Raw genomic sequence first — 15,130 nt, 5'->3', positions numbered from 1 at the left:
GCACCCCGATGCCCCATCTCGCTCAATCCCGCTCACTCCCGCCCAATTGCACTCAATCCGCGTCCCATCCCACCCGATCCCGCTCGATCAGTCCAGATCGACTACCTCCAGATCGACGACCCGGCCCGGGCAGAGGATATGGTGCGGATCGAGCGTCCGCTTCAGCAGGCGCATCACGGCCAGTTCCTCGGGCGTGCGCGAGCATCCAAGGAACGGCTTCTTGTGCGTGCCGATCCCGTGCTCGGCGGAAATGCTGCCGCCGAACTCCTGCACCACGCGGTAGACCACTTCGCTGATCTCGTGCTCCGGAAAGTCCGGCAGCGCGACCCCGGGCAGATAGACGCTGACATGCAGATTGCTGTCGCCGACGTGCCCGAAGTTCACCAGTTCGGCGGTCGACCACCGGTCCAGCACGGCGGCGCGCAGGGCCTGCGCGAACTCGCCGATCCGGCCGATCGGCAGGCTGACGTCGAACGCGGCGTTGGGCGCCCACATCACCGGAAACTCGGCCACCGCGTCGCGCAACTGCCAGAAGCTCTGCGCCTCCTTGTCGCTGGTCGCGACCGCCGCGTCCTGGATCAGGCCCGCATCCATCGCCGTCTCGAGCATCGACTCGAAGGCGGGCGCGTCCTGGCCGGCGTCGTCGCCCTGCAGGTCCAGCAACACGTAGAAGGGATGGCCCGCGGGCAGCGGCGCACGGACGCCCGACACGCGCGTGGTCACCAGCTCGTAGAAGTCGGCCCACATCACCTCGAACGCGGACAGCCTGCCGGCCAGCTTGCGCTGCGCATGGCGCAGCAGCTGCACCACGTCCTCGTAGCGGGACAGCGCGCACAGCGCGGTCTGCGTGCTGGCCGGCAGTGGCGCCAGCTTCAGCACCGCACGCGTGATCACGCCGAGCGTGCCTTCGCTGCCGATGAACAGCTGGCGCAGGTCGTAGCCCGCATTGTTCTTCAGCATCTTGTTCAGCGACGTCAGCACGGTGCCGTCGGCCAGCACCGCTTCGAGTCCCAGCACCTGGTCGCGCATCATGCCGTAGCGGATCACGCGATTGCCGCCGGCATTGGTGGCGATATTGCCGCCGATCTGGCAGCTGCCGCGCGCGCCAAGGTCCACCGGCAGCAGCCAGTTCGCCGCGCGCGCGGCCTCCTGCGCGGCCTGCAGCGTGGTGCCGGCCATCACGGTCATCGTGCCGGCCTGATCGTCGATCTCCTCGACCCCGCGCATCCGTTCCAGCGACAGCACCAGTTCGCCGCCGGCGGGCGTCGCGGCGCCGGCCAGTCCGGTCAATCCGCCCTGCGGCACCACCGCTTGCCGATGGCGATGGCAGATCGCCAGCACCGCGGACACCTCGGCGGTATTGCGCGGCCGCGCCACCGCGATCGGCGGCACCGGATCGAGCGGGGCGTACCAGTCCTTGCGAAAACGCGTCTCGATGGCGTCGCCGGTCTGCAGCCCGGCGGGGTCGAGCACGGCGGTGAGGTCGGACAGCAGGGCGTCACGGCGCGCGGCCGTGGAGGGGGTTTGAGTGATCGAGGTGGCCATGAACGGGTCTGGTTGCGGGATCGGTTGGACAAGGGGAAACGGCGCGATATTCGGCTCGGCGTTCGGCTTCGCACTCGGGCCGGCATTCGGCTCGGCTCGGCTCGGCTCGGCTCGGCTCGGCTCGGCTCGGCACGCGGCGGCGCGCTCACGCACCGCTCCACGCCTCGCGGTTGATCTTGACCGGCGATTCGCGCCGCGGCGCCTGCGTGCGAGCCAGATGCTCCATCGCCGGTTCGATGACCTCGGCGAGCTTGCGGAACGATGGCCCGATCTCTTCCTCGGGCACGCAGGCATAGCCCATCAGCAGGCCCTGCCGCGCCTGTGTCTCGTCGCTGTAGTAGCGCGACAGCGGCCGCGCACTCAGGCCCTGCGTGCGTGCCGCCATGCTGATGCCCAGATCGTCGGCGCCGGGCGGGAGATGCATCACCAGGTGCAGTCCGGCCTCGTGCGTGGAGGTGGGCCAGTCCGCGCCGAAGCGTTCCGCAATGGCCTCGCGCAGCAGGCTCTGCCGCTGCGCATAACGCAGTCGCACGCGCCGGATGTGGGTGGCGTAGTGCCCTTCCTCGATGAAGTCCGCCAGCACCGCCTGCTGGATCAGCTGCCCCTCGCGGAACAGCTCCGACAGCCCGATGGCGAAATGCGGGGCCAGCGGCTTGGGCAACACCATGAAGCCCATGCGGATGCCGGGAAACAGCGTCTTGGAAAACGTACCCATGTAGATCACGCGATCGTGCTCGTCGAGTCCTTGCAGCGACGCGAGCGGGCGGCCCTCGAAGCGGAATTCGCTGTCGTAGTCGTCCTCGACGATCCAGACCCCGCGCTGGCGCGCGTACTCGAGCAGCATGCGCCGGCGCGACAGGCTCATCACGGTGCCGAGCGGGTACTGGTGCGACGGCGTGGCGAAGATGAAGCGCGGCGGGTTCTGCAGCGTGGCCGCGTCCGGCGCGATGCCCTCGCCGTCGACCGGCACGGGAATCGGCTCCACGCCGGAGTTCGACAGCAGGCTGCGCGTGCCCCAGTAGCCGGGGTCTTCCATCCAGGCCTTGTCGCCGGGGTCCGCGAGCAGGCGCGCGATCAGGTCGATCGCCTGATGGATGCCCGTCGTCATGATGATCTGTTCGGGATCGCACCGTACGCCGCGCGCCAGGCGCAGATGCTCCGCGAGGACGCGGCGCAGCGGCAGATAGCCGCCGTTGTGCGCATAGGTCAGCAGCTCGGGACGCGGCTCGCGCCAATGCTTGTTCAGCAGGCGGTTCCACACCGCGCGGGGAAACAGCGAGACGTCGGGCACGCCGGCCATGAACGCACCCCATTGGCGATCGGACGCACCGGCATGCGACACCAGATGCTGGCCGCGCCGTGACAGCGCAAAGCGGTTCGGGTTTTGCTGCGCTGCAGGCACGGTGATGGTGCCATTCGCGGCGCCAACCTTGTGCAATGCACTATGGTCGGGAAAGGTGTGCGACACAAAGGTGCCACTTCCGGTCGATGCCGTGACGTAGCCCTCGGCCAACAGCTGCTCGTAGGCGTAGAGCACGGTGTTGCGCGAGACCCCGACCTCCTTGGCCAGCATCCGCGAAGCGGGCAGCTTGCACCCCGCGGGGATCGTACCGGCAAGGATTTCCTGGCGAATGATCTGATAGACCTGCCGGTTCATATGCGTGCCGGCCTTGTCGGCGCTGCCGTCGGCCGGCCGTTCCAGCCGTTGCAGCAGCAGCTCGGACAGAATGGACTCTTTCAAAATGGCTCCAGCAAAAACGGCAAATATGGACCTATCTATGGTGCCAACTGTGCGCTAATTTCCCACCCATCGCGTGCCGGTGCAAGCAGTTTTCACATCGGCGAGCCTCGCAGCACGGCGTTCAAAGGAGCCCCCATGCAAGATTCGGCAAGCCCACTCAGTACCTCTGACATCGCCGGCGCCGTGCGCGCGCTGTTGCCCTATATGGTCCAGACGCTGTCGGGCTTTGTCGCCGCCGCCAGCCCTTCGGGGCAGGAGCAACCCGCGGCGGAATTCATCGAGCAGGCCTTGCGCGATCTGGGACTCGAATCGGAGCGCATCCATCTGCGCGCCGATGCCATCCGCCATCTGCCGCTGTTCTCGCCGCCGTGCTGTCCCGATGGCGGCCGCTACAACCTGCTGGCCACGCATCGGCCCGCCGCGAAGGGTGGACGGTCGGTGCTGTTCAACGGCCATCTCGACGTGGTGCCCACCGGCCCCGAATCGATGTGGCGCAATCCGCCGTACACGCCGGTGGTCGAGGACGGCTGGCTCTATGGGCGCGGCGCCGGCGACATGAAGGCGGGCATCGTCTGCGCGCTGGCCGCGTTCAAGGCGCTGCGCGCGCTCGGCGTGCAGCCGGCCGGCGCGGTGGGCTTCAACGCGGTGCTCGAGGAAGAGAACACCGGCAACGGCGCGCTGGCCACCGTGGCGGCGCTGCGCAGCGCGGTCGGCGCCGGCAAGCTGGCCGCCTTCGATACCGTGATCATTCCCGAGCCGCTGGGCGAGGGCTTGATGAGCGCGCAGGTGGGCGTCTACTGGATGTTCATCGAGCTGACCGGAAAACCGGCCCACGCGGCCTACATGACCTCCGGCGTCAATCCGGTCGAGGCGGGCGTTGCCGTGATGGAAGACCTGCGCGAACTCGAGGCCGAGTGGAACCGGCCGGAAAACCGCCCGCCGGTGTACCGCGACCACGCGCACCCGATCAACTTCAACCTTGGCCAGATCCACGGCGGCGAATGGAATTCGTCGGTGCCGTGCACCTGCACGCTCGGCGTGCGCATCGGCTTCTATCCGCATATGGACATCGACGAGACCAAGGCCATCGTCGAGGCGCGCATCCGCGCCACCGTCGCGCGGCTGGCCAGCAATCTGGAACTCGTTGTCCGCTACGAGGGCTTCCATGCGCCGGGCTGCGAGTTCGATCTCGACGTGCCGAGCATGCAGGCGCTGGCCGAGGCCCATCGCAAGGTCCACGGCGGACCGGTCAAGCGCGAGGCGACCACCGCCACCACCGATGCGCGCCATTTCCGCCTGATGCTCGATACCCCGGTGACGTGCTACGGGCCGGTCGCCCGCAACATCCACGGCATCGACGAATCCGTGTCGCTCGACAGCATGGTGCGGGTGACCACCACGTTGGCGCAGTTCCTGCACGACTGGTGCGGTGTGGAGCCGATTGCCACGGCATGACGATCCAAGTGCAAGCAGTGCCCTCAGTACCCGCTGTTCACAACGACAAGGAAACGAGCCGATGAAACGAGTTACGACGCGCTTTCAACAGCGCCTGGCTTCGCTGGCGATCGCGGCGGCAGGCCTGTCCCTGTTGCCGCTGGCGCTGCCCGCCGGCAACGCCGCCGCACAGACCACCGGCGGCACGCTGTCCGGCATCGTGCAGCCCGAGCCGCCGATCCTGGTCAGCGCGCTCAATTCGCAGGCGCCGACGCAATACATCGCCGGCAAGATCTATCAGGGCCTGCTGACCTACACGCCGGACCTGAAGCCGCAGCCGGAGCTGGCCAAGTCGTGGAAGATCTCGCCCGACGGCCTGACCTACACCTTCGAGCTGCAGAGCGGCGTCAAGTGGCACGACGGCAAGCCGTTCACCTCGGCCGACGTGGTGTTCTCGATCGACAAGCTGCTGCGCGAGGTCCATGTGCGCACGCGCGCGGTGCTGAACAAGTACATGGCGTCGATCCGCGCGGTCAACGACACCACCGTCGAGATCAAGCTCAAGGAGCCGTTCCCGCCGTTCATCTCGATGTTCGAGACCGGCACCATGCCGATGATGCCCAAGCATCTGTACGAGGGCACCGACTACCGCAACAACCCGGCCAACCAGAAGCCGGTCGGCACCGGCCCCTTCATGTTCAAGGAGTGGAAGAAGGGCGCCTATATCAAGCTGGCCAAGAACCCGAACTACTGGAAGAAGGGCAAGCCGTACCTGGACGAGCTGGTCTTCTACGTGATCCCCGATTCGGCCTCGCGCGCGGTCGCGTTCGAAAAGGGCGACGTGCAGGTGCTGCGCGGCGGCGATGTCGACAACGTCGACGTCAAGCGCCTGCGCGCGCTGCCCAACGTCGAATACACCACCAAGGGCTGGGAGCTGTTCTCGCCGATGGCGAGCATGCTGATGAACCAGCGCAAGCCGCCGTTCGACAACGTCAAGGTGCGCCAGGCGGTCATGCATGCGCTGAACCGCAAGATGATCGTCAACAACATCTTCTTCGGCATGGGCAAGCCGGCGGTCAGCCCGTTCGCGTCCACCACGCTGTTCTTCGACAAGAACATGCCGGCGATGGACTTCAACCTGAAGAAGGCGCGCGACCTGATCAAGGAATCGGGCGTCAACGTCGGCCAGTATCCGATCAAGATCCTGGCCACCTCGTACGGCGCCAACTGGGACCGGCTCGACGAGTACGCCAAGCAGATGCTCGAGCAGCTCGGCTTCAAGGTCAGCATCGAATCGGCGGACGCCGGCACCTGGGCCGCGCGCGTCAGCAACTGGGACTTCGACCTGACCACCACCTACACCTACCAGTACGGCGATCCCGCGCTGGGCGTGGAGCGGCTGTACGTGGCGCGCAATATCGTCAAGGGCACGCCGTTCGCCAACGTGCAGGGCTACAACAACCCGAAGGCCGACGAACTGTGGGCCAAGGCGGGCGCCACCATGGACCCGGCCGAGCGCCAGAAGCTCTATAGCGAGGTGCAGCGGATCCTGGTCAACGACGTCGCCAACGCCAACCTGTTCGAGCTGGAGTTCCCCACGCTCTATCGCAAGAACGTCAAGAACCTGGTGACCACGGCGATCGGCCTGAACGAGTCGTTCGACAACGTCTCGATCGAGAAGAACTGAGCGCTGTAGCGCCATCCGAAGCGCCCCCGGTGTTCTCCCCTCTCCCGCCAGCGGGAGAGGGGCAGGGGGGAGGGTGACCGCCCCAACGAAGTGCTGTCCGCCGCCGATCGCCCGCGTGGAGCTTGCCGTGAATTTCCTTTCCTTCCTGATCTCGCGTCTTGGCAAGGCCATCGTGGTCGTGCTCGGCGTCGTCATCATCAATTTCTTCCTGATCCGCCTGGCGCCGGGCGATCCGGCCACCGTGATGGCGGGCGAGGCCGGCGCCGGCGATGCCGCCTTCGTCGGCCAGCTGCGCGAGCAGTTCGGCCTCGACAAGCCGCTGCTGACGCAACTCGGCATTTATCTGAAGGGCGTGGCCCAGCTGGACCTGGGCTATTCGTACCGCAACCATCTGCCGGTGCTGGACCTGATCCTCGACCGCCTGCCGGCGACCTTCCTGCTGATGAGCGGCGCCTTCGTCTTCTCGATCGTGCTGGGCGTGCTGCTCGGCGTGATCGCCGCGCGTACCCGCTACGAGAACCGCCGCCGCTGGATCGACAGCGCGGTGATGTCGGGCGCGCTGCTGCTGTATGCGACGCCGCTGTTCTGGCTGTCGCTGATGGCGATCATCCTGTTCTCGGTGGTGCTCGGCTGGCTGCCGGCCTTCGGCATGGAGACCATCGGCGCCGGCTACACCGGCATGGCGCGCGTCAAGGACGTGGCGCTGCACATGATCCTGCCGACGATCTCGCTCGGCTGCTTCTTCATGGCCGTCTATGTGCGGCTGACCCGCGCCTCGATGCTGGAGGTGATGGGCATGGACTACGTGAAAACCGCGCGCGCCAAGGGCGTTCCCGCCAACCGCGTGATCCGCGTGCACGTGCTGCGCAACGCGCTGCTGCCGGTGATTACCTTCGCCGGCATCCAGCTCGGCCAGATGGCCGGCGGCGCGGTGCTGACCGAGACGGTGTTCTCGTGGCCCGGCATCGGTCGGCTGATGTTCGATGCGCTGCTGCAGCGCGACTACCAGCTGCTGCTGGGCATCTTCTTCGTGACGTCGGCCCTCGTCGTCTTCTTCAACCTGCTGACCGACGTGCTCTATCGCTTCATCGATCCGCGCATCTCGGTCGGCGGCAAGGGAGCCACCGCATGAAAGCCTTCCTGCAACGCTATTGCCGCAACTACGGCGCGGTCATCGGCGCGCTGGTGCTGCTCGCCGTGATCGCCTTCGCGCTGTTCGCCCCGGTGCTGTACGAGGATTCGCCGTGGCTGATGGTGGCCGATCCGCTGGTGCACCCGTTCGCCGATCCGGCCTATCCGTTCGGCACCGACATGCTGGGCCGCGACATCACCGCCGGCATGCTGTACGGCGCGCGGGTATCGCTGCTGGTCGGTGTGATCTCCACCGCGGTCGCGCTGCTGTTCGGCATCCTGATCGGCGCGGTGGCCGGCTATTGCGGCGGCCGCATCGACGACGCGCTGATGCGCTTTACCGAGTTCTTCCAGACCATCCCGCAGCTGGCGATGGCGGTGGTGATCGTCGCGATCTTCAATCCGTCGATCTATTCGATCGTGGGTGCGATTTCGGTGGTGTCCTGGCCGCCGGTCGCGCGCCTGGTGCGCAGCGAATTCCTGTCGCTGAAGCAGCGCGAGTTCGTGCAGGCCGCGGTGGTGATCGGCCAGAAGCCGCTGCGCATCATCGCCACGCAGATCCTGCCCAATGCGATGTCGCCGATCATCGTGTCGGCCTCGTTCATGGTCGCCACCGCGATCCTGACGGAGTCCGCGCTGTCCTTCCTGGGCCTGGGCGACCGCAACATGATGAGCTGGGGCTTCATGATCGGCGCGGCCCGCACGATGATCCGCGAGGCATGGTGGATGAGCGTGTGGCCGGGCGTGGCGATCCTGCTGACGGTGCTGTCCATCAACCTGATCGGAGAAGGCTTGAACGACGCCATGAATCCGCAGCTGCGCCGCCGCGGCGAATGAGGGAGCCAGCCATGCCTGTCCAACCGATGCATCCTCAGCAAAGTTCCCACGGCGCCCACGGCGCCCATGCGGCGCAGGTTTCCGCGCCGCTGCTGTCGATCCGCGACCTGACCATCGCGCTGCCCAAGGGCGGCGACCGCCCCTACGCGGTGCGCGACATCTCGTACGACCTGCACGCCGGCGAGATCCTGTGCATCGTCGGCGAATCCGGTTCCGGCAAGTCGATGAGCGCCAACGCCATCATGGGGTTGCTGCCCACCTACCTGAAGCCGCAGGGCGGCCGCATCCTGTTCCGCGGCAAGGACCTGTTGGCGCAGGACGAAGCCACCTTGCTGGCGATGCGCGGCAAGGACATGGCGATGGTGTTCCAGGAGCCGCTGTCCGCGCTGAACCCCGTGATGACCGTCGGCGACCAGATCGCCGAGGTCATGCGCGTTCACCACGCCTATCCCGGCGAGGCGCGCATGCGCCGCGTGCTCGAGCTGCTCGACTTCGTCGGCCTGCCCGATCCGGCGACGCTGGTGCACAGCTATCCGTTCCGGCTCTCGGGCGGCCAGCGGCAGCGCGTGGTGATCGCGATGGCGCTGGCGCTCGAGCCCGCGCTGCTGATCGCCGACGAGCCGACCACCGCGCTGGACGTCACCACGCAGGCGCAGATCCTGGCGCTGATCAAGCGCATCCAGGCCGAGAAGGGCATGGGCGTGATGTTCGTCACCCACGATTTCGGCGTGGTGGCGGAGATCGCCGACCGCGTCGCCGTGATGGAGAAAGGCGTGCTGGTCGAGATGGGCACCGCGCAGCAGGTGCTGAACCACCCGCAGCACCCCTATACGCGCCGGCTGATCGGGGCGGTGCCGCACGGGCGCTGCGGCGAGGCGGACGGCCAGGCCGCGGAGACGGTGCTGGAGGTGCGCGACCTGCGCAAGACCTATGTGTCCGGCGGCGGCCTGTTCTCGCGCAAGCGCGTGGTGCATGCGGTCGACGGCGTCAGCTTCACCGTGCGGCGCGGCGAGACGCTGGGCATCGTTGGCGAGTCGGGCTCGGGCAAATCCACCATCGGCAAATGCCTGCTGCGGCTGACGGACATCGATGGCGGCACGCTGCTGTTCCAGGGCCAGGACATCGCGAAGCTGCCGGAGCGGCGCTTCCGGCCGCTGCGCAAGGACGTGCAGATGATCTTCCAGGACCCGTTCGCCTCGCTCAACCCGCGCCATACCGTGGGCCGGATCATCAGCGACGGGCCGGTCGCGAGCGGCGTGCCGCGCCAGCAGGCGGAGGCCAGGGCGCGCGAACTGCTGCAGCTGGTGGGGCTGGAGGACTCGGCCTTCGACCGCTATCCGAACCAGTTCTCCGGCGGGCAGCGCCAGCGCATCGGCATCGCCCGCGCACTGGCGCTCGAGCCGAAGCTGCTGGTGGCCGACGAGTCGGTGTCCGCGCTCGACGTCTCGGTGCAGGCGCAGGTGCTGGAGCTGCTGGCCACGCTGCAGAAGCGGCTCGATATCGGCCTGATCTTCATCACGCACGACCTGCGCGTGGCGGCGCAGATCTGCCACCACGTGATCGTGATGCACAAGGGCAAGGTCGTCGAATCCGGGCCGCCGGCCCAGATCTTCGACGCGCCGCGCCACGACTACACGCAGCGCCTGATCGCGGCGATCCCCGGCAAGGAGTGGGATCCGAAGGCGATCCGCGCCGCCGCATGACAACGCATTGGCCCGGACGGCCGGCCCGTATGCCGTCCGCGCGCCCAACCCGAAGCACCATGGAGAAGACGATGAAGAATGCCGAACTGGTCCGCCGCAAGGATGCCGCCACGCCCCGTGGCGTGGGCGTGATGTGCAATTTCTACGCCGAACGGGCCGAGAATTCGGAGATCTGGGACGTCGAAGGCCGCCGCTATATCGACTTCGCCGCCGGCATCGCCGTGCTGAACACCGGCCACCGGCATCCGCGCCTGGTCGCCGCCGTGCAGAAGCAGCTGGAGCGCTTCACGCATACGGCCTATCAGATCGTGCCCTACGCCAGCTATATCGAGCTGGCCGAGAAGATCAACCAGCGCGCGCCGGGCCAGTGGGCCAAGAAGACCGCGTTCTTCACCACCGGCGCCGAGGCGGTCGAGAACGCCATCAAGATCGCCCGCGCCGCCACCGGGCGGCCGGCGGTGATCGCGTTCTCCGGCGGCTTCCACGGCCGCACGATGATGGGCATGGCGCTGACCGGCAAGGTCGTGCCCTACAAGGTCGGCTTCGGTCCCTTCCCCGGCGAGGTCTATCACGCGCCGTATCCGTGTGAGCTGCACGGCGTGTCGGTCGACGACTCGCTGAAGGCGCTGCAGGTCCTGTTCAAGGCGGACGTCGATCCGAAGCGCGTCGCGGCGATCATCTTCGAGCCGGTGCAGGGCGAGGGCGGCTTCAATGTCGCGCCCGCCGCCTTCGTCAAGGCGCTGCGCGCGCTCTGCGACGAGCACGGCATCCTGCTGATCGCCGACGAGGTGCAGACCGGTTTCGGCCGCACCGGCAAGCTGTTCGCGATGGAGCATTACGGCGTGGCACCGGACCTGACCACCATGGCCAAGAGCCTGGCCGGCGGCATGCCGCTGTCGGCGGTATGCGGCCGCGCCGAGATCATGGACGCACCGGCCCCGGGCGGGCTCGGCGGCACCTATGCCGGCAATCCGCTCGCGGTGGCTTCCGCGCTGACGGTGCTGGAGGTGCTGGAAGAAGAAAACCTGATCGCGCGCGGCGCCGCGCTCGGCGAACGGCTGATGGACCGGCTGCACAGCCTGCGCCCGCGCGTGCCGCAGATCGCGGAAGTGCGCGGTCTCGGCGCGATGGTCGCGGTGGAATTTCAGCAGGCAGACGGTAGCCCCGATGCGGAGTTCACGCGCGAGGTGCAGAACCGCGCGCTGCAGAAGGGTCTGCTGCTGCTGTCGTGCGGCGTGCACGGCAACGTGATCCGCTTCCTGTTCCCGCTGACCATCCCCGATGCGGTGATGGACGAAGGGCTGGACATCCTCGCCGACGTGCTGGTCCGCTGATCCGCCGATCCGCTGAGCAATACCGACGCCCCATTCCCCGGAGCTTTTGATGCAATTGAACGATACCGGCCTGCTGCGTGCGCAGGCCCTGGTCGGCGGCGCGTGGGTCGACGCCGACCGCGGCGAGTCCTTCGTCGTCACGAATCCCGCCACCGGTGCGCCGATCGGCAAGGTGCCGATGATGGGCGCGGCCGAGACGCGGCGCGCCATCGAGGCCGCGCGCGTCGCCCAGATCGAATGGCGCCGCCGCACCGCGCGCGAGCGCAGCCAGATCCTGCGCAAGTGGCATGAACTGATGCTGGCGAACGCCGACGACCTCGCGCTGCTGATGACCACCGAGCAGGGCAAGCCGCTGGCCGAGGCCAAGGGCGAGGTGGTCTACGCCGCCTCGTTCCTCGAATGGTTCGCCGAGGAAGGCAAGCGCGTCTGCGGCGATGTGCTGGCGTCCCCGACGGCGGACCGCCGGCTGGTGGTGGTCAAGGAGCCAGTCGGCGTCTGCGCGGCCATCACGCCGTGGAATTTCCCGCTGGCGATGATCACGCGCAAGGTCGGTCCTGCGCTCGCGGCCGGCTGCACGATGGTGCTCAAGCCCGCCGAGGACACGCCGCTGTCGGCGCTGGCCCTGGCGGTGCTCGCCGAGCGCGCCGGCGTGCCGGCCGGCGTGTTCAGCGTGGTGACGGGCGATGCGGTGGCGATCGGCGGCGAGCTGACCGCCAATCCGGTGGTGCGCAAGCTGACGTTCACCGGCTCGACCGAGGTCGGCCGCATCCTGATGCGCCAGTCCGCCGACACCATCAAGAAGCTGTCGTTGGAGCTGGGCGGCAACGCGCCGTTCATCATGTTCGACGATGCCGACCTCGATGCGGCGGTGGAGGGCGCCATCGCGTCGAAGTATCGCAACGCCGGCCAGACCTGCGTCTGCGCGAACCGGCTCTACGTCCATGACAAGGTCTACGACGCCTTCGCCAGCAAGCTGGTCGCCGCGGTGGCGAAGCTCAAGGTCGGCCATGGCGTCGAGCCGGGGGTGCTGCAAGGACCGCTGATCAACGAGGACGCGGTCGCCAAGGTCGAGCTGCATATCGCCGACGCGCTGGACAAGGGCGCGCGCGTGCTGGCCGGCGGCAAGCGCCATCCGATGGGCGGCACCTTCTTCGAGCCGACCGTGCTGGCCGACGTGACACCGGCGATGCGCGTGGCGAAGGAAGAGACCTTCGGCCCGCTGGCGCCGCTGTTCCGCTTCCATACCGACGACGAGGTGGTCGGCATGGCCAACGACACCGAGTTCGGGCTGGCGTCGTACTTCTACAGCCGCGATATCGGCCGCATCTGGCGCGTGGCCGAGGCGCTGGAGTACGGCATGGTCGGCATCAACACCGGCTTGATCTCGAACGAGGTGGCGCCGTTCGGCGGGGTCAAGCAATCGGGCCTGGGCCGCGAGGGCTCCCGATACGGCATCGAGGACTATCTCGAGATCAAGTACCTGTGCATGGGCGGCATCGACCGCTGACCTGCGATCGCCATTTCTTTGCCATCTGTTTGCCATGTCCGCCGCCCGGACGCCGTCCGCGGCGTGGCATCACCGACCCACCGGTCCTCACCGGACCCAATCCGAGCCCGAACAACATGAGCAGACCCCAGGCAGTGCCGACCGTGCAGGTCGACAACGAGCGTGTGATCGTCACCGAATGGCGCTTCGCGCCCGGCGCGGAGACAGGCTTTCATCGGCATGGCTACGACTACGTGGTGGTGCCGATGACGACCGGCCCGCTGCTGCTGCAGACGCCGCAGGGCGAGGTCACCAGCCAGCTGGTGGCGGGACGTGCGTATTCGCGGCCGGCCGGCGTCGAGCACAACGTGATCAACGCACACGAAGGCGAATGCGTGTTCGTGGAGATCGAAATCAAGACGGCGGCGGGCACGGCATCGCCGTCGTGCGCGGCCGCGCACGGAGCCAATCGATGACAACAGCATCCATCCCGGACCGGGCCCGAGACGCCCAATCGCCGCGCGAGCGCAATGGCGGCCAGATCCTCGTCCAGCAACTGCGCATCCATGGCGTCAAGCGCGTGTTCCTGGTGCCCGGCGAAAGCTATCTGCCGTGCATCGACGCGCTCTACGACCATCAGGACGCGATCCAGCCGGTGGTCTGCCGCCAGGAAAGCGGGGCGGGCTATATGGCGGAGGCCTACGGCAAGCTGACCGGCGAGCCCGGCATCTGCTTCGTGACGCGCGGCCCTGGCGCGACCAATGTCAGCATCGCGGTGCACACGGCCTATCAGGACTCGACGCCGATGATCCTGTTCGTCGGCCAGGTCGGCAACGACTTCATCGAGCGCGAGGCGTTCCAGGAGATCGACTATCGCCGCATGTTCGGCGAGATGGCGAAGTGGGTCGCGCAGATCGACCGCACCGATCGCATACCCGAGTTCGTCGCGCGCGCCTTCGCGGTGGCGACCAGCGGCCGGCCCGGGCCAGTGGTGCTGGCGCTGCCGGAGGACACGCTGTGGGGCAAGGCCGCGGTGCCCGATCTGCCGCGTTACCAGCGTGCACATGCGGCGCCCACGCCGTCGGCAATGGCGTCGCTGGGCACGCTGCTGGCGCAGGCGCAGCGGCCCTTCCTGCTGGTCGGCGGCTCCGGCTGGACGCCGCAGTCGATGCGCCAGATCGAGGGCTTCGCCGAGCGCTTCGCGCTGCCGGTGGGCGCGGCCTGGCGCCGGCTGGAATGCTTCGACAACCATCATCCGAATTTCGCCGGCCATGTCGGCTGGGGCATGGGCGAGGCGCTGCGCGCGCGCATCCGCGATGCCGATCTGCTGATCGCGGTCGGCACGCGCATGGGCGAGGCGACCACCGAGGGCTACACGCTGGTGGAAAGTCCGCTGCCGCGCCAGCGGCTGGTGCACGTCTATCCGGATGCCAACGAGCTGGGTCGCGTGTTCCAGTCCTCGCTGCCGATCGCCGCCGACGTGGTCTCGTTCGCGCAGGCGGTCGACACGCTGCGGCCCGCGACCGAACCGGCGTGGGCGGGCCAGACCCGTACGGCGCGAGGCGACTACCTGGCGCAGCAGGAGCCGGCACCCGCGCCCGGCCCGCTGAATGTGAATGCCGTCGCCTGCCATGTGCGCGACCACGTGCCCCCTGACGCCTGCATCACCGTGGGCGCCGGCAACTACGCGCTGTTCGCGCACGCCTATCACCGCTTCCAGGGCGTCGGCACCAGCCTGACGCCGACCGTGGGCTCGATGGGGTATGGGCTGCCGGCGGCGATCTCCGCCAAGCTGGAATACCCCGATCGCACCGTGGTCTGCTATGCCGGCGACGGCTGCTTCCAGATGAACCTGCAGGAGCTGGGCGTGGCGATGCAGTATCGGCTCGGCATCGTCGTGCTGGTCTTCAACAACGGCATGTGGGGCACCATCCGCGCCCACCAGGAGCGCGAGTTTCCCGGCCGCACCATCGCGCTGACCTTCGACAACCCGGACTTCAGCGAACTGGTGCGCGCCTATCGCGGCCACGGCGAAGTGGTGAGCAGTGACGCCGAATTCGGCCCGGCGTTTGCGCGCGCGCTGGAATTCGCCCACACGCAGCGGCTGCCCGCGCTGATCGAGCTGCGCTACGACCCGGACGGCGTGGGGCCCGGCATCACGCTGTCGCAGATTCGCGCGGCGGCGCTGGCGCGCCAGGCACAGGCCGGCTCCTGAACGCGCCGCGCCGGCAG

At 67.9% G+C, this 15,130-nt stretch carries 11 protein-coding genes; 9 read left to right on the top strand and 2 right to left on the bottom strand.

The features are described 5' to 3' along the window. Positions 1–87 precede the first annotated feature (87 nt). Positions 88–1,545 carry an FAD-binding oxidoreductase gene (locus KZ686_RS18555; protein WP_265634787.1) on the bottom strand — a complete coding sequence of 486 codons (1,458 nt, stop codon included), beginning with the start codon at positions 1,543–1,545 and terminating at the stop codon, positions 88–90. Positions 1,546–1,690: 145 nt separating this feature from the next. Then, positions 1,691–3,286 (bottom strand): MocR-like pyridoxine biosynthesis transcription factor PdxR, encoded by a 1,596-nt coding sequence (gene pdxR / locus KZ686_RS18550; protein WP_190286291.1) that lies wholly within the window; start codon positions 3,284–3,286, stop codon positions 1,691–1,693. Positions 3,287–3,421: 135 nt separating this feature from the next. On the opposite strand from pdxR, the gene KZ686_RS18545 reads away from it, so the two are divergent. The 9 genes from KZ686_RS18545 to KZ686_RS18505 all read left to right on the top strand — a co-directional run bounded on the left by KZ686_RS18545 (position 3,422) and on the right by KZ686_RS18505 (position 15,113). Beyond that, on the top strand, positions 3,422–4,741 hold the full coding sequence (locus KZ686_RS18545; protein ID WP_265634784.1) for an ArgE/DapE family deacylase: 1,320 nt from the start codon (positions 3,422–3,424) through the stop codon (positions 4,739–4,741). Positions 4,742–4,802: 61 nt separating this feature from the next. Continuing rightward, a complete protein-coding gene (locus tag KZ686_RS18540; protein WP_265634782.1) occupies positions 4,803–6,407 on the top strand; it encodes an ABC transporter substrate-binding protein in 1,605 nt (534 codons plus the stop codon). A gap of 127 nt (positions 6,408–6,534) precedes the next feature. After that, complete coding sequence (locus KZ686_RS18535) at positions 6,535–7,539, top strand: ABC transporter permease (RefSeq protein WP_226109322.1); 1,005 nt, start codon at positions 6,535–6,537, stop codon at positions 7,537–7,539. Then, positions 7,536–8,375 carry an ABC transporter permease gene (locus KZ686_RS18530; protein ID WP_226109320.1) on the top strand — a complete coding sequence of 280 codons (840 nt, stop codon included), beginning with the start codon at positions 7,536–7,538 and terminating at the stop codon, positions 8,373–8,375. Before KZ686_RS18535 ends, KZ686_RS18530 begins: the two co-directional genes overlap by 4 nt. Before the next feature lie 26 nt (positions 8,376–8,401). Then, positions 8,402–10,078 (top strand): ABC transporter ATP-binding protein, encoded by a 1,677-nt coding sequence (locus KZ686_RS18525; protein WP_407648611.1) that lies wholly within the window; start codon positions 8,402–8,404, stop codon positions 10,076–10,078. 71 nt (positions 10,079–10,149) lie between these two features. Further along, entirely contained in the window at positions 10,150–11,412 is a 1,263-nt protein-coding gene (locus tag KZ686_RS18520; protein WP_265635296.1) for a 4-aminobutyrate--2-oxoglutarate transaminase, read from the top strand. A 49-nt stretch (positions 11,413–11,461) separates the two neighbouring features. Then, positions 11,462–12,919, top strand: coding sequence for an NADP-dependent succinate-semialdehyde dehydrogenase (gabD, locus tag KZ686_RS18515; RefSeq protein ID WP_265634779.1), 1,458 nt, complete (start codon positions 11,462–11,464; stop codon positions 12,917–12,919). 116 nt (positions 12,920–13,035) lie between these two features. Continuing rightward, the gene (locus KZ686_RS18510; protein WP_149319521.1) at positions 13,036–13,374 is read left to right on the top strand and encodes a cupin domain-containing protein; all 339 of its coding nucleotides are present in this window, start codon (positions 13,036–13,038) and stop codon (positions 13,372–13,374) included. Further along, positions 13,371–15,113 carry a thiamine pyrophosphate-binding protein gene (locus tag KZ686_RS18505; RefSeq protein ID WP_265634777.1) on the top strand — a complete coding sequence of 581 codons (1,743 nt, stop codon included), beginning with the start codon at positions 13,371–13,373 and terminating at the stop codon, positions 15,111–15,113. The genes KZ686_RS18510 and KZ686_RS18505 overlap by 4 nt, the downstream gene beginning before the upstream one ends. The last annotated feature ends 17 nt before the right edge of the window (positions 15,114–15,130 follow it).

The organism is Cupriavidus cauae (assembly GCF_026210475.1).
Taxonomy (GTDB): domain Bacteria; phylum Pseudomonadota; class Gammaproteobacteria; order Burkholderiales; family Burkholderiaceae; genus Cupriavidus; species Cupriavidus cauae.
This window is presented reverse-complemented; position numbering and strand designations above follow the sequence as displayed.